This is a genomic window from Streptosporangium sp. NPDC051022 (assembly GCF_040683035.1).
Classification (GTDB): domain Bacteria; phylum Actinomycetota; class Actinomycetes; order Streptosporangiales; family Streptosporangiaceae; genus Streptosporangium.
The window spans coordinates 1-21,082 of record NZ_JBFBCF010000044.1 but is presented as its reverse complement, the minus strand read 5'-3'; the positions used below and the strand labels follow the sequence as shown (position 1 = coordinate 21,082).

The window sequence follows — 21,082 nt, the reverse complement described above, 5'->3', positions numbered from 1 at the left end:
CGCGGTCCTCCCGCCGGGACCGCTCACCGGAACCGCCGGCGAAATTCCTCCGCTGTCCGCGCCGCGGGCCGCCGCGTTCCGCTGGCCGAACCGGACTCCTTGTTCACGCCCGCGGCCGGATGGTCTGCTCTCGGCACCGGCTACGGCGATCCCGATCGCGGCCGGAGACGCCGGAGACGCCGCCGTGAGGACCCGTGGAGCAGAGACATGACCGAGACCGTGAACTCCCAGCCCGTGCCCGCCCAGACGAGGTCCACCGCGGACGGGCCGGTCCGGAGACACCGCGCGGGCAGGTTGCCGGGCCGCCAGGACTGGTCGAGCTGGCCGCACTACCGGGCCGCCGAGGCGGGCTTCCGGGGGTACTGGTACCCCGTCTGCTTCTCCTCACAGGTCGGAGAGAGACCCCGTGCCGTCACCCTGCTCGGCGAGCGCCTGTTCGTCATCCGCGACAGGGGCAGGATCTACGGCATGAAGGACCGGTGCCCCCACCGGGGGGTGCCGCTGAGCCTCGGCGACAAGCAGTTCCCCGGTACGGTCTCGTGCGTCTACCACGGCTGGACCTTCGACCTGGAGACAGGTGAGCTCAAGGCCGCGATCACCGACGGGCCGCTCTCCCCGATCTGCGGCAAGGTCACCCAGCCGACCTACGACGTCGAGGAGCGCCTCGGCCTGGTCTGGGTGTACGTCGGCGACGGCGAGGAACCGCACCCGATCGACGAGCAACTGCCCGAGGAACTGGTCGGCAACCCGGCGGTCGTGGGCCAGCGGATCCAGGCGCGCACCGGCAACTGGCGCTTCGCCTGCGAGAACGGCTACGACGAGGGGCACGCCAAGTACCTCCACCGCACGGCGCTGTGGCGGCTGTTCAAGCCGATGCCGGTCTGGAACACCACCAAGATCGTCAAGCGTGGCCGCTGGATCTACCGGGTGCAGCGGGAGCAGCACTGGGAGGCGGACTTCCCGGGGCTCGGCAGGTGGTCGGGAACGGCCTGGTACAAGGCCCGTCCCCCGAAGAAGGTCGAGAACATCGGCAACACCGCCTCGCACCGCGCGGTCAACCCGACGATCGCGGCCCAGGAGTTCCCCGGCTTCGCCTCCGTCAGCATGCCGGGCGTTCTGCGGATCGCGTATCCGACCTTCATCCACTACGAGTTCTACGTGCCGGTGGACGCCGGCAACCACCTGTACGTCGGCATGATGGCCGCCTTCGAGAAAGGCGTCAGGACGCTGCCGTTCTACGCCAAGTACCTCGGCGCGGTGCGGTGGCTCTTCCACGGTCAGTTCTCCGGACAGGACAAGTGGATGGTCGAGGTCACCGACGCGCCGCCGGAGAAGCTCTACCGTCCCGACGACTCGCTCCTGCAGTGGCGCAAGCTCGCCGAGGACACCACCGAGGAACGGCTGGAGCGGCTGCGCGCCCAGGGCATCGAGCCCGCCGACGCCACCGCGGACTGAGCCGCGGTCCCACAAGGAACGGAGCCAGACAACCCGATGTCCGACATCGTGCTCGGGGTGGGGGCGTCCCACTCAACCCTGATGAACACCCACTGGGACCAGGTCGTGCACACCGACCGCGCCGAGGCCTTCCGCGCCGCCCTGGGCACCGCCCGGCGGCGCGTCGCGGAGGCACGCCCGGACACGGTGGTGATCGTCGGGTCGAACCACTTCCGCGGGTTCTGGCTCGACCTGATCCCCGCCTTCACCGTGGGCGTCGGCGAGGTCGTCGCCGCCGGCGAGGCGGGGACGCCCAAGGGCCCGCAGCGGACGGATCCCGCGTTCGCGCAGGCCCTGGCGGCCGACCTCGTCGAGGCCGGCACCGAGGTGGCGATCTCGGCCCGGCTGCAGATCGATCACGGGCAGTCACACGCGATCCAGTACCTGCTCGACGGGCTGGACGTGCCGGTGGTGCCGCTGGTCGTCAACGTCTTCGCCAGGCCGCTGCCCACGCTGGCGCGCTGCGTCCGGCTCGGCGAGAACCTCGCCGCGGCCGTCGGGCGGATCGCGGGGGACCGGCGCGTGGTCGTGATCGCCTCGGGTGGGCTGTCCCACCGGCTTCCCTGGCCGAGCGACTGGACGGATCCCCAGGGCGACGACGAGGCCTTCCTCGTGGACGCCTGGATCAACGGGCGGGGCGAGTGGGAGCGTTACGACAGGCGGCGCCGGGAGATCATCGTGGCCGCCCGCCCGACGATCTCCCCCGAGTTCGACCGGGCGTTCCTCGACGACCTCGAGCACGGCCGCCTGCGCCGCTACGCGTCGATGACGACCGCCGAGGTGGAGTCCGCGGCCGGGAACGGCGGCCAGGAGCTGCGCACCTGGCTGGTGATGGCGGCCGCCCTCGGTTTCACGCCGGGCACCCCGCTGGTCTACGCGCCCATGCCCGAGTGGCTCACCGGGATGGGCGTGGCCGTACTCGATCCCGCCTCCGCCGCGACCCCAGGAGACCACCGATGACCACCGTGCCCGCCCGGCTCCCCTCGGCCCCGGCCGGCGCCGCGCCCGAGAGCCGGTTCGCCGACGTCGGCGATGTCACGTACCACTTCCACGAGCTCGGCGAGGGCCCTGACACGATCTTCCTGCACGGCGGCGGCCCCGGGTGCACCGGCTGGAGCGACTTCGGCCCCGTCGCGCCGTACTTCTCCGCCGACCGGCACTGCCTGATCGTGGACATCCTCCAGTACGGCAGATCCAGCAAATGCCGTATCAGCGGGCCGATGTGGGACTTCCACGCCGCCAAGACCGTCGCGCTCATGGACACCCTCGGCGTGGAACGAGCCGACTTCATCTGCAACTCCTGGGGCGGCACCATCGCGCTGTGCCTGGCGGCCCGGTATCCCGACCGCGTCCGCTCCCTCGTGGTGACCGGCAGCATGCCGGTCTTCTACGGGCCGCTCGCGCCCCTGCCCGAACGCGGCCACCGCGGCCGCTCCGCCCGCGACGTCTACTACGGCGGCGAAGGGCCCACCCGCGAGAAGATGCGAAACCTGATCACCCGGCTGGAGTGGTACGACGCCGGCCGCCTGCCCGAGGAGACCGTCGACATGCGATGGCGGCAGAGCCTCGACCCGGGAGAGCGGGAGCTCGCCGCGATGTCGGACTCACCGCGCGGCGACTGGCAGGACCTCACCGACGAGCTCGGGCGGATCGAGGCGCCGGTGCTCTTCGTGTGGGGACGCGAGGACGCCTTTCTCACCCCGGACTACCCGCTCATGCTGTCGCGGATGGTCAGGCGCGGAAACCTGCACGTCATGGACCACGTCTCCCACCACCTGCAGGAGGAGAGGCCCGCCGCCTACCACGCGGTCGTCGACGGGTTCCTCCGCTCCGCCGGCCACCCGTGACCCGGCCCGTCCCGGAAGGGCCCCGCGTGACCCGGCCCGTCCGGGAGAGCCCCGCCGTCCCGGCCCGTCCGGGGAGAGTCCCCACGGGCGAGCCGCTGATCCTCCCCGCGGCGCCTGCCCCGGCCCGCGCGCCGCGGAAGGCGCCCGCCCGGAACGGCACCCGGGCGCACCACGTCAACCGGAACCGCCGAACGCCGGGAACCGCCCGGCCCCTCGACCACTGGAGCACCCCATGACCTCCACCGCCCTCGTTCACACCGTCTGGACCGAACTGGCCGGCCTCGACTTCCAGGTCACCACCGTCGACGCCGGAGGGGTGCCGACCCGCTCCCTCCGGGCGGGTACCGGCGAACCGGTGATCTTTCTCCACGGCACCAGCGGCCACCTGGAGGCCTTCGCCCGCAACATCGGCGATCACGCCGGGCGGTACGCCTGTCACGCCGTCGACATGCTCGGTCACGGATACACCGGCAAGCCGGACTTTCCCTATGAGATCCCCCGCTACCGCGATCACCTGCTCGCCTACATGGACGCCGTGGGAATCGAGGCCGCCCACATCGTCGGGGAGTCGCTCGGCGGATGGGTCGGCGCCCGTACGGCGATCGACGCGCCGGAGCGGGTCGCCTCCCTCCAACTGCTCTGCGCCGGGGGAACCGTGGCCAACCCGCGGGTCATGGAGCGCATCCGCACCTCCACCCGGCAGGCGGTCGCCAGGGACGACGCCGAGCTGACCCGGGCGCGGATGCGGCTGCTGATGGCCGACGCCGAGGACGCGACCGAGGAACTGGTCGCGATCAGGCACGCCATCTACCACCGGCCCGACTTCGTCGCCAACATCGACAACCTGCTGTGCCTGCAGGACATGGAGGTCCGGCTGCGCAACATCCTTCGCCCGGAGGAGCTCGCCCGGATCACCGCGCCCACCCTGATCGTGTGGGGCCGTGACAACCCGTTCGGCGAGGTCCCGGAGGCGGCCGCGATGCACGAGGCCGTCGCGGGTTCGGAGCTGGTGCTGTTCGACGAGTGCGGCCACTGGCCCCAGCACGAGCAGGCCGCGCGGTACAACGAGCTGAGCCTCGCCTTCCTCGCCAAGCACCCGGCGTCCGGGTGAGGAACGGGCCCGGGCGGCGGGCGGTCAGCCCGTCGCCTGGAGCGCGCGGGAGACGCCGAGCGCCGCGGTGCGCAGCGCGACCGTGAACCGGCCGTGGTTCGCGTGGTTCAGCCGGAAGGTGGGCGCCGTGATCGACAGCGCGCCGGCCAGCGCGCCGGTGTCCCCGAAGACGGGTACGGCCACGCTCGTGTAGCCGAGCCTGGTCTCCTCGACCTCGACCGCGAGGCTTTCGGCCCGGATCCTGTCGAGCTGGGCCCGGAGCAGTCCGGGCTGGGTGACCGTCCGGTGGGTCAGGGGGGTGAGGCCGCGCCTGAGGACCTCGTGGAAGAGCGCCGGGGCCGAGAAGGCGAGGATCACCTTCCCGGTGGCGGTGCAGAACAGGGGAAGCCGCCCGGCGACCCGGGACTGCTTGCTCACCCCCCGGTGCACCATGAGCTTTTCGACGTACAGCACCTCGAGGCCGTCGTGGATGGCGAAGTGGACCGTCTCCTGCGTGGCCAGCAGCAGGTCCTCCATGTAGGGCAGGGCCGCCTCACGCAGGATCCGCTGCCGGGGCACCCGCTGGCCGATCTCGAAGAGCCGCAGGCCGAGGCGGTAGCGGTTCCCGGCCCGCTCCAGCACCCCCCAGCCGAGCAGTTCCTGGGCGAGCCGGTGCACGCTGGCCTTCGCCACCCCGGTGCGCCGGACGAGCTCCGCGAGCGAGAGGGCGTCGTCCTCCGCGGTGAAGGCCTCGATGATCAGACGCGCCTTGCCCAGGACGGAGTTCATCGCCTCGGCGTTGCCGGTTCCCGCCGGAGCGGCGGACGTCGTCGACTCAGGACGGGCGGACGAGAGCACTGTCATGACAGGGACCTCCCAGATGGTTCGGAGACCTGTGAAGAGTTTGGTGCGTTCCACGGAAGAACACCAGGCCTCCGGAGCCGGTCCTCACACCTGATCCGGCCCGCGGGCACGGACGCCCGCCGGGGCGCCCGCCGCTCCCGGCGGTCATATCCCCACCTCCGACCGGGACCGGGTGACCGTGGTGACGGCGGTGCGGATCAGGTGGCGGGTGAGCCGTTCCATCTCCCGGACGTCGGCGGTGTTCATCCCCATGGAGAAGTCGATCTCGAACGGCGCGTCGGTGACCTTGGGCATGCCGATCCGCACGGTCGGGATTCCCCGGCTCCGCAGGATGTTGGCGTCGGTGGCGCCGCTGTTGCCGCGGATCACCTCGTGCGGGCGCCCCTCCAGGGCCTCCCAGGCGGCCGTGGCACTGCGGACCACCCAGCTCCGCGGGTCGGAGGCTGTGCCGGGGATGGCGAGCACCATCTCGAACGTCACCGCGGTACCGGGCAGTTCCGCGCGGATCCTCTCGATCGCGGCGCCGAACTCCCGTTTGGCCTCCATGGGAGTCGTGCGCGGGCTCAGGCGCAGGTCCACGAGCAGCCTGCACGCCGCCGGGGTGACGGCCGCCATGCGCGGCCAGCCGCCCTCCACGGCGGCGACGATGCCCTGGGGGGCGACCGTCTCGCCGGTGTGCCGGTCGGCGTACTCGGCGAACCACTCCTCAAGCCGCACGGCGACCTCACCTGCCCGGGCGATCGCGTTCTCGTACGGCAGGCGGTGCCGTGAGCCGACATAGGTGTGGACACCGTGGACGGTGACCTCGAACCAGGCCAGCCCCACCTCCTCCCGGGAGACCGTCCAGCCGGGCTTGGCGATCACCGCGAAGTCCGCCCAGATCCCCTGTTCGAGGAGGAACGAACACCCGACGCCCTGCCCGATGTTGCGCCGCTCCCCGCCGGGCGGCGCGTTGGTGGGCATGCCGCCGGCCCCGAAGGCGACCAGCAGGTCCCCGGTCAGCGGCAGCCCGGCGCGGTGGACGGCCTCGGCGGCCATCAGCACGCAGGCGGCGTGGCCCTTCGGGTTGCCGGCGCCGAGCCCGATCACCAGGTCGCCCTGGACGCGGGCGGACGGCCGCATGTCGGGGCGGAGTTCGGGACCGATCCACGGGACGTCCTCGTCCTCGCGGCCGGTGGTCAGCGTGTCGATCGGCGCGTACAACATGAGGTCGGGGCCGCTGCCGTCGCCGCGCAGCCGTCCCCACACGTTGGCCTGCCGGTCGTCGAGCGGCTGCGTCGCCGCCGTGACGCCGGTGGCCGTGAGGGTGTCCCTGATGTGCTCGGCGAGGGGGCGTTCGCCGCCGGTCGGGCTGGGGATGTCCACCAGGCCGCAGAGCAGTTCTCGCAGCCGGGCCGCGGTGACGTGCCGCCAGGCCGCCGCGACCTGGTCGCGGCGGTGGCGGTCGAGTCCGGCCAGTCCGTCCGGAGTGCTCACTGATTGATCCGGTGGACCTGGGTGTTGGCGGTCCGGGCGAGCAGGCGCCACAGCGGCGGTACCGCCGCCGCGAGGGTGCCGCAGACCAGCAGGATCAGCAGAACGCGTGGCATGGGATCTCCTCGGGTGTCGCTCTCCCCTCCCGTCAGGCGGGGGAGCTTCGGCCATGCCGTGATGATCGGCCGGGCGGAGGGGTCTTGCCCATGGAAACGTCCCGCTCAGCGAAACGGCGTCCGGGCCGGTCGCGTCCACGGACACGGCGCCCGTCCGTGCCGGTCGGCTTCGCGCCCGCCGGCCGACCGCCCGGGCTCCGGCGATCCCGGGGTGCTCACCGGGCGGGGCGCAGGGCGGCGGCCGCGGCGGCCATGAACGCGGCCAGGAGGACGGGGATGCCCAGGGCTGCGGGCAGGCCGACGAGCTCGGCGGCACCGCCGATGATGGCGGGCCCGGCGACGAGACCGGCGTAGCCGATGGTGGCCACCTGGGCGATGGCCTCTCCCGAGCGGGCCGGGTCGTGGTTGCCCGCTGCGGAGAAGACCTGGGGAACGATGGCGGCCAGGCCGAGGCCGAACAGGGCGAAGCCGGCGACGGCGACGGGAACCCGGCCGGCGAGCAGCGCCGCGCCCAGTCCCGCGGCGGCCAGGAGCCCGGAGTGGCGGACCAGGCGGACGGGACCCAGGAGCAGGGCCAGGCGGTCTCCGGCGAAGCGGCCGACGGTCATGGCGATCGAGAAGGCGGCGAAACCGGCGGCGGCGACGCCCTGCGAGGCGCCGAGGTCCTCGAAGAGATAGACGGCCGTCCAGTCGACGGCCGCCCCCTCGCCGACGAGCCCGGCGAAGGCGACGACGCCGATCAGGACGATCCATCCGGACCAGCGGGCACGGGTGGTCCCGCGGTGGGGCCGCCCGGCGGGCGGAGCGCCGGGCAGGAGGCGGCGCGCGACCCACGGGGAGGCCAGGGCCAGGGGAAGGCCGGTGGCTGCCAGGGTGATCCCCGCGCCGAGGCCGAGCCAGGCGAACAGGCCGCCGACGCCCGCGCCGATCAGGCCACCGACGCTGTACATGCCGTGGAAGGAGGACATGAGGGGGCGGCCGTGGGCCCGTTCGACCTCGACGCCGTGGGCGTTCATGGAGACGTCGAGCGAGGCGTTGACGAGGCCGTACAGGAAGAGGGAGACGACGAGGAGGGGGAGGGTGGGGGCGTAGCCGGGCGGGATGACGGCCAGGCAGGTGGCGACGGCGGCCGGGGCGATGACGCGGGCGCTGCCGAGACGGTCGGTGAGGCGCCCGGCGAAGCGCATGCCGACGACGAGCCCGGTGGTGAGGGCGAGCAGGCCGTAGGCGAGCTGCCCGTTGCCGAGATGGAGATCGTTCTTGACGGCCGGGATCCGGGCGGCCCAGGCGCCGGAGACGGTGCCCAGCAGCACGAAGAAGAAGGACACGGCTCTGCGGGCGTCGACGGCCCGCTGGGTGGTCGTCGTGCCGTTCATGGCGCCCCCGGATCTCCGCTCTCGGGGCGTATTCAACCACGGGCGCCCACAGTGGACTCCTCAGTGGACGGAGAAGCCTCCGTCCACGCAGACGGTCTGGCCGGTGAGATAGGCGCAGGCCTGGCTCGCGAGCAGTACGGCGACGCCCGCGAAGTCCTCGGGGACGCCGTTGCGGCCGGTCATGGAGCGGGCGGCGAGGGCCTCGACGCGGCCGGGGACGGCCTGGGCCGGTTCGGTGAGGGGGGTCAGCACGAAGCCGGGGACGACGGTGTTGCTGCAGACGCCCCGGGCCGACCAGGCCTCGGCCTGGGAGCGGCTCAGCCCGGCGATGGCGGCCTTGGAGACGCCGTAGGCGCCGCTGTCGCCGAAGGCGCTGATGGACTGCTGGGAGCCGATGTTGATGATGCGGCCCCAGCCGCGCTCGGCCATGCGGGGGCCGAAGTGCTGACCGAGGAGGTAGGGGGCGGTGATGTTGACGGCCATGGTCCGCTCGTAGTCGTCGGATGTGAGCCGCTCCATGGGCAGGCGGATGTTGTTGGCGGCGTCGTTGACGAGGATGTCGACGTCGCCGAAGAAGGTGGGAGCCTCCTCGCAGACGCGGGTGACGTCGGCGCGGTCGCCGAGGTCGGCGCTGACGGAGGCGGCGCGGACGCCGTGGGAGCGGAGCCCCTGGACGGCCCGGGCCAGTTCGGGTTCGCGGCGGGCGACGATGACGACGCTCGCGCCCGCGCGGCCGAGGGCTTCGGCGATGGCGTACCCGATGCCGGAGCTGCCGCCGGTGACGAGCGCGACGCGACCGGTGAGGGCGAAGAGGCTGTCGAGGTATGTGGACGACATGCCGAGAAAACCTATCATCCCACCTTTCGGGGGGCGCTGTTCTCCGTGGTAGCTCGCGGGTGGAGGGCGGTGGTCGCGGCCTCGATCTTCCGCATCACCCCGAGCAGGTCGCGCAGGGTCGGGGTGTCGAGGCAGTCGAGCAGGCGCCGGAAGTCGTTCAGGCCCGCGTCGGTGATCTGGTCGATGAGGGCGCGTCCGGCGGAGGTGAGCTCGACGCGGCGGACGCGGCGGTCGTTGGGGTCCTCGCGGCGGCTGACCAGGCCGTGACCGACGAGGCGGTCGACGATGCCGGTGACGGTGCCGAGGCCGACCCCGAGGTGGTGGGCGAGGTCCTGGCCCGAGGCGGAGTCCTGGTAGGACAGGATCACCACCACCTTGAGCTGGCGCATCGTGAGGTTGGAGTCGAAGAGGGGAGACGAGGGACGTTGCTGGGCGAGGAATCGTCCAAGATTCCGCTGCATCTCACCGATCCGGCCGATCAGCTGGTCGCGTTCGTCGTCCACACTCACCTCTCGCTTCCTGAGAAGGTTATCAGGATTGCAAAGCGGCGTTAAATATTCGTATAAGGCGAAGTGTTAGTCTGAGGGGAACTTATTGTGACATCCCCTTAGGAGTCCGCCCCCATGACCGCCCTGGCCAGGTTGAGTCTTGCCAACCGCAGCCTCGTCGTGATGATTGCGGTCGTGTTGAGCGCGTTCGGCGCCTTCGCGATCCCCTCGCTCAAACAACAGTTGCTGCCCTCGCTTTCGTTCCCGGGAGCCTTCGTGATCGCCCCCTACCTGGGGGCCTCTCCGGAGATCGTCGAGGAACAGGTCACCAAGCCGATCGAGGACAGCTTCCAGGGCATCGAGGGGGTCACCGAGGTGACCTCCACCTCCCGTGAGGGGATGTCGCAGGTCCAGGTGTCCTTCGAGTACGGCACGGACATCGACGCCTCGGTGAGCAAGATGCAGCAGGCCGTGGCGCGGATCGGCGGCCAGCTGCCCGACGGGGTGGATCCGCAGGTCCTGGCGGGCAGCACCGACGACATCCCGGTGCTGGTGCTGGCGGTCGACGCGGGCGGCGACGAGCGGGCCATGGCCGACAAGCTCCAGCGGATCATGGTGCCGGAGCTGCAGGGCATCGACGGCGTGCGCGAGGCCGCCGTGACCGGCACGCGGGACGAGACCGTGGTCATCACCCCGGACGCCAAGAAGCTCGCCAAGAAGGGCCTGGCGCCGACGGCGGTGGCCGACGCGCTGCGCGCCAACGGCCAGCCCATCCCGGCCGGCAGCCTGACCGAGGACAAGACCTCCCTGACGGTCCAGGTCGGCAGCCGGATCGGCTCGATCGAGGATCTCAGGAACCTGTACCTGCCGCCCGCCGCCGCCCCGGCGCAGGCGCCGCAGCAGGCCCAGCAGCAGGCGGCGCAGGGCCGTACCGCCATGGCGGCGCAGGGCATGCAGGGCGCCCAGGCGGCCCGGCCGCAGGCACCGCCCCCGGCCCCCAAGCCGGTCAAGCTCGGTGACGTCGCCGAGGTCGAGCGGTCGCTCGCGGACGCCACCTCGCTGACGCGCACCAACGGCAAGCCGAGCCTGGGCGTCTCGGTGACCATGACGCCCGACGGCAACGCGGTGGCGATCTCCCACGCGGTGCGCGAGAAGCTGCCCGAGATGCAGAAGGCCGTCGGCTCCGCCTCCGAGATCACCGTGGTCTTCGACCAGGCCCCGTACGTCGAGCGCTCGATCGAGGACCTGACCACCGAGGGCCTGCTGGGCCTGGCCTTCGCGGTGCTGGTCATCCTGATCTTCCTGCTGTCGGTGCGCTCCACGCTGGTGACGGCGATGTCGATCCCGCTGTCGGTGGTCATCGCCCTGATCGCGCTGTGGCTGGGCGACTACTCGCTGAACATGCTGACCCTGGGCGCGCTGACCATCGCGGTCGGCCGCGTGGTCGACGACTCGATCGTGGTCCTGGAGAACATCAAGCGGCACCTGGGGTACGGCGAGGCCAAGCGGCATGCCGTACTGGCGGGTGTGCGCGAGGTGAGCGGCGCCGTGACGGCCTCGACGCTGACGACCGTGGCGGTGTTCCTGCCCATCGCGGTGGTCGGCGGGATGGTGGGGCAGCTGTTCGCGCCGTTCGCGATCACGGTGACGGTCGCGCTGCTGGCGTCGCTGCTGGTCTCGCTCACCATCATCCCGGTGCTGGCCTACTGGTTCCTGAAGGCCCCCGTGCTCAGCGCGGAGGAGGCCCGCGCGGTGCGGGAGGAGGCCGAGGCCAAGGAACTGCGCAGCCCGCTGCAGCGGATCTACCTGCCGGTGCTGCGCTTCGCGACCAAGCGGCGGCTGATCACGGTCCTGGTCGGCATAGTGATCTTCGTGGGGACGATGGGCCTGGCCGGGCGGCTGGAGACCAACTTCCTCGACTCCTCGGGGCAGAACACCGTCTCCGTGACCCAGAAGATGCCTGCCGGCACCGACCTGGCCACGACGGACGCGGCGGCCAAGCAGGTCGAGCAGGTGCTCGCCTCCCTCAAGGACGTGGAGTCCTACCAGGTCAACGTGGGCTCCGGCGGCGGTTTCATGAACGCGACCGGCGGCGGCGGGGACCGTGCCACCTACTCGATCACGGTGACCGAGGGAGTGGACACCCCCGCGCTGGAGGACACGCTGCGCAAGCGGGTCGCGGCGCTGACGGACGCCGGTGAGATCACCGTCGGCGGCTCCCAGGGAGGCCCCGGCGGCGGCTCGACCAACCAGCTCCAGGTGATCGTCCAGGCGCCGGACACCGCGACGCTGCGCAGCGCGGCCGAGACGGTGCGCGAGGCGGTGGCGGGCATGGACGGCCTGCGGGACGTCTCCTCCAACCTGGAGGCCAGCGCCAAGCGCGTCGAGGTCCAGGTCGACCGGAGGAAGGCGGCCGCCAAGGGGCTGACCGAGGCGCAGATCGGGCAGTTCGTGGCGCAGCGGTTCCGCGGCGCGCCGCTGGGCCAGGTCACCCTGGACGGACGGGCCAGCGACCTGATCCTGCGCGGCGGCGACGCCCCCGACGACGTGGCGGCGATCGGCGACCTGAAGCTGCCCACCGCGACCGGGACGGTCAAGCTGTCGGACGTGGCCAAGGTGGCCAAGGTGGACGGCCCGACGCAGGTGACCCGGATCGACGGCGAGCGCAGCGCGACGGTCTCGGGCACGGCCACCGCCAGCGACCTGGGCAGGATCACGACGGCGCTGACCACCAAGCTGGAGGGGCTGTCGCTGCCCGCGGGCGCGACCTACACCATCGGCGGCGTGAGCGCCGACCAGGGCGAGGCGTTCGGCCAGCTCGGCCTGGCGATGCTCGCGGCCATCGCGATCGTCTTCATGATCATGGTGGCGACGTTCCGCAGCTTCGCCCAGCCGCTGGTGCTGCTGGTCTCGGTGCCGTTCGCCGCGACCGGCGCCATCGGGCTGCTGCTGGCCACCGGCACCCCGCTGGGCGTGCCCGCCCTGATCGGCATGCTGATGCTGATCGGCATCGTGGTGACCAACGCCATCGTGCTCATCGACCTGATCAACCAGTACCGCGAGCAGGGCCTGGGCGTGGTCGAGGCGGTGATCGAGGGCGGTCGCCGCAGGCTGCGGCCGATCCTGATGACCGCGGTCGCGACCATCTTCGCGCTGATCCCGATGGCGCTGGGCCTGACCGGTTCCGGCGGGTTCATCTCCCAGCCGCTGGCGATCGTGGTCATCGGCGGCCTGCTGTCGTCGACGCTGCTGACGCTGGTGCTGGTGCCGACGCTGTACGTGATGCTCGAGCGGACCAAGGAGCGCTTCCGCCGCAAGCCCAAGGCGGGCAGGCACGAGGCCGAGGCGAGGACCCAGGACGACGACCGGCTGGCACCGGTCAGCTAGCCCGTCCCGGAGACCGGAGACCGGTCACGCCGTATCCGCCGGACGATCCCCATCCGCCGGACGATCCCCGGATGAACCGCGGTGATCCGTCCGGCGCGCGGCGGGCGACGACGGGCCACCGCCGGAGAGCGCGAGTCACGCCCTCCGGCGGTGGCCCGTCGTCATGTGGCCCGCCGTCCGGCGGGCCCGTGGGAGGGGCTCCGAGATCGGGTACCCCGGGCGGGCCGTGGCCGCCGGTCGCAATAGACTGAGGCAACGTGACTGCCAAGCCCCGCGTTCCCAATGTCCTGGCCACCCGCTACGCCTCGGCGGAGCTGGCCCGTCTGTGGTCTCCCGAATACAAGGTGGTGGCCGAGCGCCGCCTGTGGCTGGCGGTTCTGGCCGCGCAGGCGCAGCTGGGGGTCGCGGTGCCGCAGGAGGCCGTGGCCGACTACGAGAAGGTCGTCGAGCAGGTCGACCTGGCCTCCATCGCCGAGCGGGAGCGGGTCACCCGCCACGACGTCAAGGCCCGCATCGAGGAGTTCAACGCGCTGGCCGGGCACGAGCACGTGCACAAGGGCATGACGTCGCGGGACCTGACCGAGAACGTCGAGCAGCTGCAGATCCGCGACAGCCTCGTCCTGGTCCGCGACCGGTGCGTGGCGCTGCTGGCGCGCCTCGGCGCGCTGGCGGCCGAGCACTCCGGCACGGTGATGGCCGGACGCTCGCACAACGTGGCCGCGCAGTCGACCACGCTGGGCAAGCGGTTCGCGTCGGCGGCCGACGAGCTGCTGGTGGCCTTCGCCCGGCTGGAGGAGCTCATCGCCCGCTACCCGCTGCGCGGGATCAAGGGCCCCGTCGGCACCGCCCAGGACATGCTGGACCTGCTCGGCGGCGACCGGGCGAAGCTGGCGCTGCTGGAGGACCGGGTCGCCGAGCACCTGGGGTTCGCGCACCGGCTGACCAGCGTCGGCCAGGTCTATCCCCGCTCGCTGGACTACGAGGTGGTCACCGCGCTGGTGCAGCTGGCCGCCGCCCCCTCCTCGCTGGCCAAGACCATCCGGCTGATGGCCGGTCACGAGCTGGTGACCGAGGGCTTCGCCGAGGGACAGGTCGGCTCCTCGGCGATGCCGCACAAGATGAACACCCGCTCCTGCGAGCGCGTCAACGGGCTGACGGTGGTGCTGCGGGGATACGCCTCCATGGCGGGCGAACTGGCCGGAGACCAGTGGAACGAGGGCGACGTGTCCTGCTCCGTGGTCCGGCGGGTGGCCCTGCCGGACGCCTTCTTCGCCTTCGACGGCCTGGTCGAGACGATGCTGACGGTGCTGGAGGAGTTCGGCGCCTTCCCCGCGGTCATCGCCGCCGAGCTGGACCGCTACCTTCCGTTCCTGGCCACGACCAAGATGCTGATGGCCGCGGTCCGGGCCGGCATGGGCAGGGAGAGCGCCCACGAGCTGATCAAGGAGTACGCGGTCGCCTCGGCGCTGGCGATGCGCGAGCGGGGCGCGGGCAACGAGCTGGTCGAGCGGCTGGCGGCCGACGGGCGCTTCCCCCTGGACCAGGCCGCGTTGCGGGCGCTGCTGGACGAGCGGATCTCGTTCACCGGGGCGGCTGCCGACCAGGTGGAGGCGGTCGTGGCGCGGATCGGTGAGATCGCCGACCGCCATCCGGCCGCGGCCCGCTACACCCCGGGCGCGATCCTGTGAGAGCGGCATGGAGCTGACCTCCGCCGATGACGTGACCGCCGCCTGCCAGGACGACTCGCTGGTCGTCTGGGCGGCGCAGGGGATGCCGGGCGGGGTGCGCGCGTGGGCGCTGGGCGAGGCGGTCGCGGTCGCCAGCCCGGACCTGAACCGCCGCGACCGGCTGGCGGTGTGCGGGCCCGCCGCCCAGGTGGCAGCCCTGGTGCGGCAGGTGATGCCCGAGGTGGGCCCCTCGTACCGCGTGCAGGGCGATCGGGCGCTGATCGCGGAACTGGCCGGGCGGATGACCGGGGCGGGGCCGGTGCGGCCGTTCGAGTGGATGGACACCGTCCGGCCGCCCGAGCCCGAGGAGACCGTCGCCGGGACGGAGGCGGAGGAGATCGGATGGCTGCGTGACGCCGACGGGGAGGTGACCGCCCTGCTGGCCGAGGCCGCCCCGTCCGCGTGGGCGGTTCCCGGCCTGCCGGGGATCCGCCGCTGGGCGGGGGTGCGCTCGTCCGGAGGGGTCCTGGTGGCCACCGCGGCCGACGCCTGGTCCTGCCCGGGGGTGGGGTTCGTCGCCGGGGTGGCCACCACCCGGAGCAGACGCGGCCAGGGGTACGGCGGGCGGGTGTGCCGGTTCGTCTTCGGCGCGCTGATCGCCGTGCACGGCCGGGTCGCGCTGGTGGTCGACACCGACAACCACGCCGCGATCGCCGTCTACGAGCGGCTGGGAATGCGCTGCCGGCCGGTCGCCGCCCTGGCGCTGCACGCCTGAGGATTTCAAGGCCGTTTCGTGAAATCGGCCGTTTCTTCGCCCGGGGTGGGCCGGGCAGGATTCGGCCGTACCCGCCCTACCCGCCCTACCCGCCCTACCCGCCGTACCGGAGCCGGAGTCGGAGGCGCGCCCGGGACGCCGGGGTGGGATCAGCCGCCGAACCAGCCCGGCGCGTCGAGCCGGAAGATCTCGGCCGGGGTGACCCGGCGCAGGTCGGCCTCCAGCGCGCGCAGGCGCTCCTCACCCAGGACCCGCGCCCAGCGGGCGCGCAGGTCGTCGAAGACGCGTGCCGACCGGACCAGGCTGTCGACGCCGCGCTCGGTGAGCCGTACGACCTTGCGCCTGGCGTCATGGGGGTCGTAACCGCGTTCCACATAGCCCAGGCGCTCCAGGGCCGCGATCGTCTTGCCCGCCGCCTGCTTGGAGATCCCCAGCCGCCGACCCAGTTCGACGGCGGTCGTGCCGTCCAGGCCGATCGCCTGCATGACGAAGCCGTGCATCGGCCGTAGGTCGGGGTGCCCCTGGCAGGCGAGCTCGGCGTGGAGCTCGTCGATGAGGACCCGGAAGCCCGTGAGGAGGAGAAGCGGGAGCTCGAAGCCGGGAGGATCACTGGGCACGATCGGCGACCTGGTTCACTGTTCGACAACTGGGTTGCCCACTTTAGGAGGTCTCCCCGGCGCTGTCATCCGCCCGCCCGGAGCGCCGGAGCCTGTCGTCCGGCCCGCCCGGAGGTGCCCGAGCGCGACACCGGGGGCCGCGGGACGACATCGGGGGCCGCCGGGACGGCGGCGGATGACGGCGGACGGCGCCGAATACGGCGCCGAATACGGTGCAGCGCGGGCGCCGTCCCCCCGGGCCGGGCCGGATGTCCCTATCCTCTGCTGTCTTGGCTTCCTCCTTCTCCCGAAGGCGGCGTCTCCACGCTCGAGGAGTTTTGATGACCTTCACCGGTACTCCGAGGCCGCGTCCGCGCTGGTACCACGCCCAGACGGAGCTGGACGACTTCGCGATCGTCACCTACCGCGTCCCCGCCGGAGCCCTCGCCAGGCTGCTGCCGCCCGGCGTCGTGCCCACCGAGTTCGCCTTCGCCGACGGCGGGCCCGCGGCGCTGGTGTCCGCGGTCGCCTTCCGCGACCGGGATTTCCACTTCCGTTTCTGCCCGAGGGTGGCGATCGACTGCGGCCAGATCAACTACCGGGCCTACGTCACGGTGGGAGGCCGCCAGGGGGTCTGGTTCTTCGGCACGATCCTGGACCATCCGCTGGCCGTCGTGCCCCGGTGGGTGTGGGGAATGCCCTGGCGCCGCGCGCGGATCGAGATCGAGGCGGACTGGGACGGCGCCCCGGCGCGCTGGCGGCTGGCCGCGGGCGACGCCCGCTGTGAGGCGGAGGAAGCGGGCGCACCGCACTCACGCGTCGACGGTTTCACCGGCGAGGAGCACTGGATGTCCGTGCTCACCCACCCCACCGTCGGCTGGTACCGCCGCCGTGGTGGCGGAATCGGCGTCTACGGCGTCTGGCATCCCCCGATGCGGCCCCGGCACCTCACCGCGATCTCGGCGCGTTTCGGCGTCTTCGAACGGCTCGGCCTGACCTCACCGGAGTCGGTCCCCCATTCGATCCTGGCCCAGCGGCACCTGCACTTCGACATCCACACCCCGCCGCGCCGTCTCCCCGGCGGGCAGGGGCCCTTTCGGCGCGGTCACGGCAGGCCGGTTCCGCGCTTGTAGTTGTTCCAGGCGGTGACGCAGATGCCGTACCGCCAGTCGTCCGGCCGCAGGTGACGGCAGGCGTAGGCGGAGCTGAGCCGGTCCTCGAAGCCGGAGGAGCCGGTGCCGGTCTGGCCGCCGCCCGTGGCGGTCGAGGAGCGGGTGCTCTCCGCGCCGGTCCTGCCGCCCGTGCCGGGAGAGACGGGGGAGTCGGCGTTTCCGGTGCCCGTGCCGGAACCGGGGGAGGGGCTGTCGTCTCCCTCCGGCCGGGTGTCCGGTCTGTTCCCGCCTTCGGTGCGGGGCGCCGCGGGCTGAGGTTCCGCTCTTTCCGCCCTTTCCGGTCGTTCCGGCCTCCGCGTCCGCGGCCGGTCCGCTCCGCCGGGGCGGCTCCGCCCGGCGTGCGCGGCCCGTGGACTCCCCTGCGCCCGGGACGTCTCGACGCGCTCGTCCCTCTGGTGGTCCCGCGCCTCGTGTGCCTCGTGTGCCGGTCGGTCTCCGCGTTCCTTGTGCTCCTTGCGGTCCTTGGCGGCGCGGCGCCGGCGGGCGTGCTCGGCCGGTGACGACGCCCGGTCCGGAGCGGGCCGCGCCGAGGGCGCCGGATCGGCGATGGGCGTGCTCGCCGCCGCGGGGGCCTCGTCGCGTTCGTCCGTCCGCGACGGAGCCGGAAGCGCGGCCCGCCCGCCGGACGTGGACAGCGGCGTCCACCCGGAGGTCCAGACGCCCACTCCGGCCGCCGCGAGGAATCCGACGATCAGCACGGGCCGCAGGAGACGGTCGCGGGGAAGCTCCGGCCACGACCGCTGCGCCGGGCTCCGCGGACGCCGCGGGGGGCACGTGCGGGCAGGGGTGACGTCGAGGCCGATCCACGACCCGTACGAGAAGGGGTCCTCGGCGGTGCCGTAGGGAGGGTCCGGGGGCGGATCGGGTGGGGCCGGGGAGGGTGACGGATCGGGTGGTGTGGTGGGGGAGGAGGAGAGGGAGGGCCGATCGGCCGGCTCGTCGTACGGCCGCCGGCCCCGGCGGGCCGTGCCGGGGGGCCGGTCATGAGTGGGGTCGTACTCACCGTGCATCTCGCCTCCCGCTCCATGTCTTCCCTGATCAGCGTGCCCGAGATCACGCGGCGTATGTCGCTCGTGACAAGGATGTCCTACTGACCTGTTATCAGAAACGGCGTCCAAATCCTTGGAAACGCGCTTAAAGCCCGCCGGTCATTGCCCGCGCTGTACCCACGTCTCCGGGAAGGCGGTGCCGTCCCACGCCGGAGGGCTCGCCGCGGGCGAGGCTCCCCCCGGCCTGGCCGGACGGCCTCTATCAGGAAATTGCCGTGTTTATGTGTTTCCTTCACTTTCGGGGGCATACGCCTGGCAGCCGAGCAAGAAGGAGTGTGGACCATGGCAGTCACCGGCATCATCACCGCCATTGTCATCGGGGCGATCATTGGTGCCCTGGGCAGGCTGGTCGTACCCGGACGGCAGAGCATCCCCATCTGGCTGACCATCGTGATCGGCATCGTCGCAGCCCTCGTCGGCACCGCGATCGCCGGCGCGCTGGGCGTCGCCGACACCAGGGGGATCGACTGGATCGAACTGCTCATCCAGATCGGTCTCGCCGCGGTGGGCGTGATCGCGGCGGTGAGCCTGTACGGCAGGCGCGGTCTGCGGTAGTCGGTCCGCACCGGCCCCCGCCCCATGGCAGGCGGGCGGGCGAACGATCTTTCGGCGGCCTCGTCCCGGGAAAGTCCGGGGCGAGGCCACCGTTGTGTCCGGGCTCTCCCGGCCTCGGCCGGAGCCGCCCGGGGCGGGTTATCGTGACATGAGACGTACGGGCCCGGGGAGGGGCGCGGAGGCATGAGGATCACGCTGGTCCAGGGGGACATCACCCGGCAGGAGGTGGACGCCGTCGTCAACGCCGCCAACTCGTCACTGCTGGGAGGCGGCGGCGTCGACGGGGCGATCCACCGGCGCGGCGGTCCCGCGATCCTCGCGGAGTGCCGGAAACTGCGGGCCTCGCACTACGGCCGCGGCCTGCCGACCGGCCAGGCCGTCGCGACCACGGCGGGGGAGTTGCCGGCCCGCTGGGTCATCCACACCGTCGGGCCCGTCTTCTCCAGGGCGCTGGACCGCTCCGAGCTGCTGGCCTCCTGCTACCGGGAGTCGCTGCGGGTCGCCGACGAGCTGGAGGCGGCCAGTGTCGCGTTCCCGGCGGTCTCGGCCGGGATCTACGGCTGGCCGGTGGACGACGCCGCCCGGATCGCGATCGGCACCGTGCGCGCCACGCCCACCCGGGTGACGGACGTGCGGTTCGTCCTGCTGCAGCCGGACGTGTACGCCGTCTTCGAGCGCGTCCTGACCGGCCCGCCGTAGAACATCGGCCCGCCGCGGAACGGGGAACCGTCGTGGGGGTGGGCCGTCACTCTCCCCGCATCTCGGCCAGGGCCGCCTCGAAGGCGTCCATGACCCGCTCGACGCGGTCCAGCCCGGCCGAGGGCAGCCAGGCCATCACGCGGGCCACCCCGGCCTTCTCACACGCCTCCAGCACCGCGGGGTCCGCGGGGGCCGACAGGACCACCACCTCGACCGATCTCCCGGCGTCCTCGGCCCGGCGCCGCAGCTCCCGCGCCCGCTCCAGGACGCCTGGACCGTAGTTCGGCAGCCAGCCGTCGCCGTACGCCAGCACCCGGTCGAGCACCCGCGGACCGGTGCCGCCGATCAGCACCGGGGGATGGGGGCGCTGGGCCGGTTTCGGCCACGACCAGATCGGATCGAAGGAGACGAACTCGCCGTGGTACTCGGCCTCCTCGTGGGTCCAGATCCGCTGCATCGCCTCGATGTGCTCCTTCATCACCGCGAAGCGGCGCGACGGATCCACCCCGTGGTTGCGGATCTCGGGCTCGTTCCAGCCCGCTCCCACGCCGAACTCGAAGCGTCCGCCGGTGAGGTCGTCGACGCTCGCCACGGTCTTGGCGAGGCTGATCGGATGGTGCTGGGGGACCAGGCACACCCCGGTTCCCACCCGCAGCCGGGTCGTGGCCAGGCCCGCGGCCGTGCACGCGACGAGCGGGTCATAGGTGTGCCAGTACTTGCGCGGCAGCACGCCGCCGTCGGGGGGAACGGGTGGTGTCTCCCCGGCCTGGATGTGGGTGTGCTCGGTGAAGAACAGCGCCTTGTGGCCCCGCTGCTCGACCAGCTGAGCGAGCGCGCCGGGACCCACCGCGTCGTGCGTTGCGAAGTAGCCGAAACCAGAGTCCATCGCCCCAACGTATCCCGGAGCATCCCACAGGCGGCGGCGACCCTCACATGTCTCGTTTCGGCCGCCCCGGTACGGCGGAAACGGTGTGGCCCGCCACCGAAGCGGCGGGCCACACCGTGCCCGATCGGCCGGTCGTCTTCACCTGAAGCGGCGGAGTCTGAGGCTGTTGCTGACCACGAACACCGAGGAGAACGCCATCGCGGCCCCGGCGATCATCGGGTTGAGCAGCCCGAGCGCGGCCAGCGGCAACGCCGCCACGTTGTAGGCGAACGCCCAGAACAGATTGCCCTTGATCGTGGCCAGCGTCCGGCGCGACAACCGGATCGCGTCGGCCGCCACCCGCAGATCACCGCGGACCAGGGTCAGGTCGGCCGCCTCGATCGCCGCGTCGGTGCCGGTGCCCATCGCCAGCCCCAGATCGGCCTGGGCCAGGGCGGCGGCGTCGTTGACGCCGTCGCCGACCATGGCCACCGTCCGGCCCTGTTCCTGCAGCCGTTTGACCACCTCGACCTTGTCGGCGGGCAGCACCCCGGCGATGACCTCCTCGATGCCGACCTCGGCGGCCACCGCCCGGGCCACCGTCTCGTTGTCGCCGGTCAGCAGCACCGGCCTCAGTCCCAGGGCGCGCAGCTCGGTGATCGCGGCGGCGCTGGTGGGCTTGACGGTGTCGGCCACCGTCAGCACCGCCCGGGCCCGGCCGTCCCAGCCGGC

19 protein-coding genes are annotated in these 21,082 nt (G+C 72.5%); 10 read left to right on the top strand and 9 right to left on the bottom strand.

Translation table 11 applies throughout. The features are described from left to right. Positions 1–207 precede the first annotated feature (207 nt). From AB0N02_RS42365 to AB0N02_RS42350, 4 genes are all read left to right on the top strand, one after another. Positions 208–1,455, top strand: a complete 1,248-nt coding sequence (locus AB0N02_RS42365) for a Rieske 2Fe-2S domain-containing protein (protein ID WP_363959514.1) — start codon at positions 208–210, stop codon at positions 1,453–1,455. Positions 1,456–1,491: 36 nt separating this feature from the next. Further along, the gene (locus AB0N02_RS42360) at positions 1,492–2,454 is read left to right on the top strand and encodes a hypothetical protein (RefSeq protein WP_363959511.1); all 963 of its coding nucleotides are present in this window, start codon (positions 1,492–1,494) and stop codon (positions 2,452–2,454) included. Continuing rightward, positions 2,451–3,341: an alpha/beta hydrolase gene (locus AB0N02_RS42355; protein ID WP_363959508.1), complete on the top strand. Its 891-nt coding sequence runs from the start codon at positions 2,451–2,453 to the stop codon at positions 3,339–3,341. The genes AB0N02_RS42360 and AB0N02_RS42355 overlap by 4 nt, the downstream gene beginning before the upstream one ends. A 232-nt stretch (positions 3,342–3,573) precedes the next feature. Next, complete coding sequence (locus tag AB0N02_RS42350) at positions 3,574–4,452, top strand: alpha/beta fold hydrolase (protein WP_363959505.1); 879 nt, start codon at positions 3,574–3,576, stop codon at positions 4,450–4,452. A gap of 24 nt (positions 4,453–4,476) precedes the next feature. Here the strand turns inward: AB0N02_RS42350 and AB0N02_RS42345 are convergent, their stop codons facing one another. The 5 genes from AB0N02_RS42345 to AB0N02_RS42325 all read right to left on the bottom strand — a co-directional run bounded on the left by AB0N02_RS42345 (position 4,477) and on the right by AB0N02_RS42325 (position 9,606). Beyond that, entirely contained in the window at positions 4,477–5,295 is an 819-nt protein-coding gene (locus tag AB0N02_RS42345; protein WP_363959502.1) for an IclR family transcriptional regulator, read from the bottom strand. 144 nt (positions 5,296–5,439) lie between these two features. Further along, complete coding sequence (locus tag AB0N02_RS42340; protein WP_363959499.1) at positions 5,440–6,771, bottom strand: hypothetical protein; 1,332 nt, start codon at positions 6,769–6,771, stop codon at positions 5,440–5,442. A 328-nt stretch (positions 6,772–7,099) separates the two neighbouring features. After that, positions 7,100–8,260 (bottom strand): MFS transporter, encoded by a 1,161-nt coding sequence (locus AB0N02_RS42335; RefSeq protein WP_363959496.1) that lies wholly within the window; start codon positions 8,258–8,260, stop codon positions 7,100–7,102. A 60-nt stretch (positions 8,261–8,320) separates the two neighbouring features. Continuing rightward, a complete protein-coding gene (locus AB0N02_RS42330; protein ID WP_363959493.1) occupies positions 8,321–9,097 on the bottom strand; it encodes an SDR family oxidoreductase in 777 nt (258 codons plus the stop codon). Between the two features lie 14 nt (positions 9,098–9,111). Then, the gene (locus AB0N02_RS42325; protein WP_363959490.1) at positions 9,112–9,606 is read right to left on the bottom strand and encodes a MarR family transcriptional regulator; all 495 of its coding nucleotides are present in this window, start codon (positions 9,604–9,606) and stop codon (positions 9,112–9,114) included. Between the two features lie 114 nt (positions 9,607–9,720). Between AB0N02_RS42325 and AB0N02_RS42320 the strand changes: the two genes are divergently transcribed. The 3 genes from AB0N02_RS42320 (at position 9,721) to AB0N02_RS42310 (ending at position 15,414) form a co-directional block, all read left to right on the top strand. Beyond that, a complete protein-coding gene (locus AB0N02_RS42320) occupies positions 9,721–12,972 on the top strand; it encodes an efflux RND transporter permease subunit (protein ID WP_363959487.1) in 3,252 nt (1,083 codons plus the stop codon). 257 nt (positions 12,973–13,229) lie between these two features. Next, entirely contained in the window at positions 13,230–14,660 is a 1,431-nt protein-coding gene (gene purB, locus AB0N02_RS42315; protein ID WP_363959484.1) for an adenylosuccinate lyase, read from the top strand. Positions 14,661–14,667: 7 nt separating this feature from the next. Further along, entirely contained in the window at positions 14,668–15,414 is a 747-nt protein-coding gene (locus tag AB0N02_RS42310) for a GNAT family N-acetyltransferase (protein WP_363959481.1), read from the top strand. 149 nt (positions 15,415–15,563) lie between these two features. On the opposite strand, the gene AB0N02_RS42305 is transcribed toward AB0N02_RS42310, so the two are convergent. Beyond that, positions 15,564–16,031: a MarR family winged helix-turn-helix transcriptional regulator gene (locus AB0N02_RS42305; protein ID WP_363959478.1), complete on the bottom strand. Its 468-nt coding sequence runs from the start codon at positions 16,029–16,031 to the stop codon at positions 15,564–15,566. 320 nt (positions 16,032–16,351) lie between these two features. Between AB0N02_RS42305 and AB0N02_RS42300 the strand changes: the two genes are divergently transcribed. After that, complete coding sequence (locus AB0N02_RS42300; protein WP_363959476.1) at positions 16,352–17,143, top strand: DUF2071 domain-containing protein; 792 nt, start codon at positions 16,352–16,354, stop codon at positions 17,141–17,143. Here the strand turns inward: AB0N02_RS42300 and AB0N02_RS42295 are convergent. Beyond that, positions 17,116–17,880 carry a hypothetical protein gene (locus AB0N02_RS42295; protein ID WP_363959473.1) on the bottom strand — a complete coding sequence of 255 codons (765 nt, stop codon included), beginning with the start codon at positions 17,878–17,880 and terminating at the stop codon, positions 17,116–17,118. The two genes, AB0N02_RS42300 and AB0N02_RS42295, sit on opposite strands and share 28 nt — an antisense overlap. Before the next feature lie 633 nt (positions 17,881–18,513). On the opposite strand from AB0N02_RS42295, the gene AB0N02_RS42290 reads away from it, so the two are divergent. Together AB0N02_RS42290 and AB0N02_RS42285 are read left to right on the top strand one after the other, a co-directional pair. Continuing rightward, positions 18,514–18,786 (top strand): GlsB/YeaQ/YmgE family stress response membrane protein, encoded by a 273-nt coding sequence (locus tag AB0N02_RS42290; protein WP_363959470.1) that lies wholly within the window; start codon positions 18,514–18,516, stop codon positions 18,784–18,786. Positions 18,787–18,969: 183 nt separating this feature from the next. Further along, positions 18,970–19,485, top strand: a complete 516-nt coding sequence (locus tag AB0N02_RS42285; RefSeq protein WP_363959467.1) for an O-acetyl-ADP-ribose deacetylase — start codon at positions 18,970–18,972, stop codon at positions 19,483–19,485. 46 nt (positions 19,486–19,531) lie between these two features. Here AB0N02_RS42285 and AB0N02_RS42280 read toward each other — a convergent pair whose 3' ends face one another. Continuing rightward, positions 19,532–20,371, bottom strand: coding sequence for an LLM class F420-dependent oxidoreductase (locus AB0N02_RS42280; protein WP_363959464.1), 840 nt, complete (start codon positions 20,369–20,371; stop codon positions 19,532–19,534). 138 nt (positions 20,372–20,509) lie between these two features. Then, positions 20,510–21,082: HAD-IC family P-type ATPase (locus tag AB0N02_RS42275; protein WP_363959462.1), on the bottom strand; the 573-nt coding region annotated here is incomplete at its 5' end.

Bases quoted from the DNA above. Each gene is read 5' to 3' on its own strand.
- AB0N02_RS42365 (WP_363959514.1), top strand. From the start codon at position 208: ATGACCGAGACCGTGAACTCCCAGCCCGTGCCCGCCCAGACGAGGTCC.
- AB0N02_RS42360 (WP_363959511.1), top strand. From the start codon at position 1,492: ATGTCCGACATCGTGCTCGGGGTGGGGGCGTCCCACTCAACCCTGATG.
- AB0N02_RS42355 (WP_363959508.1), top strand. From the start codon at position 2,451: ATGACCACCGTGCCCGCCCGGCTCCCCTCGGCCCCGGCCGGCGCCGCG.
- AB0N02_RS42350 (WP_363959505.1), top strand. From the start codon at position 3,574: ATGACCTCCACCGCCCTCGTTCACACCGTCTGGACCGAACTGGCCGGC.
- AB0N02_RS42345 (WP_363959502.1), bottom strand. From the start codon at position 5,295: ATGACAGTGCTCTCGTCCGCCCGTCCTGAGTCGACGACGTCCGCCGCT.
- AB0N02_RS42335 (WP_363959496.1), bottom strand. From the start codon at position 8,260: ATGAACGGCACGACGACCACCCAGCGGGCCGTCGACGCCCGCAGAGCC.
- AB0N02_RS42330 (WP_363959493.1), bottom strand. From the start codon at position 9,097: ATGTCGTCCACATACCTCGACAGCCTCTTCGCCCTCACCGGTCGCGTC.
- AB0N02_RS42320 (WP_363959487.1), top strand. From the start codon at position 9,721: ATGACCGCCCTGGCCAGGTTGAGTCTTGCCAACCGCAGCCTCGTCGTG.
- AB0N02_RS42310 (WP_363959481.1), top strand. From the start codon at position 14,668: ATGGAGCTGACCTCCGCCGATGACGTGACCGCCGCCTGCCAGGACGAC.
- AB0N02_RS42300 (WP_363959476.1), top strand. From the start codon at position 16,352: ATGACCTTCACCGGTACTCCGAGGCCGCGTCCGCGCTGGTACCACGCC.
- AB0N02_RS42290 (WP_363959470.1), top strand. From the start codon at position 18,514: ATGGCAGTCACCGGCATCATCACCGCCATTGTCATCGGGGCGATCATT.
- AB0N02_RS42285 (WP_363959467.1), top strand. From the start codon at position 18,970: ATGAGGATCACGCTGGTCCAGGGGGACATCACCCGGCAGGAGGTGGAC.
- AB0N02_RS42280 (WP_363959464.1), bottom strand. From the start codon at position 20,371: ATGGACTCTGGTTTCGGCTACTTCGCAACGCACGACGCGGTGGGTCCC.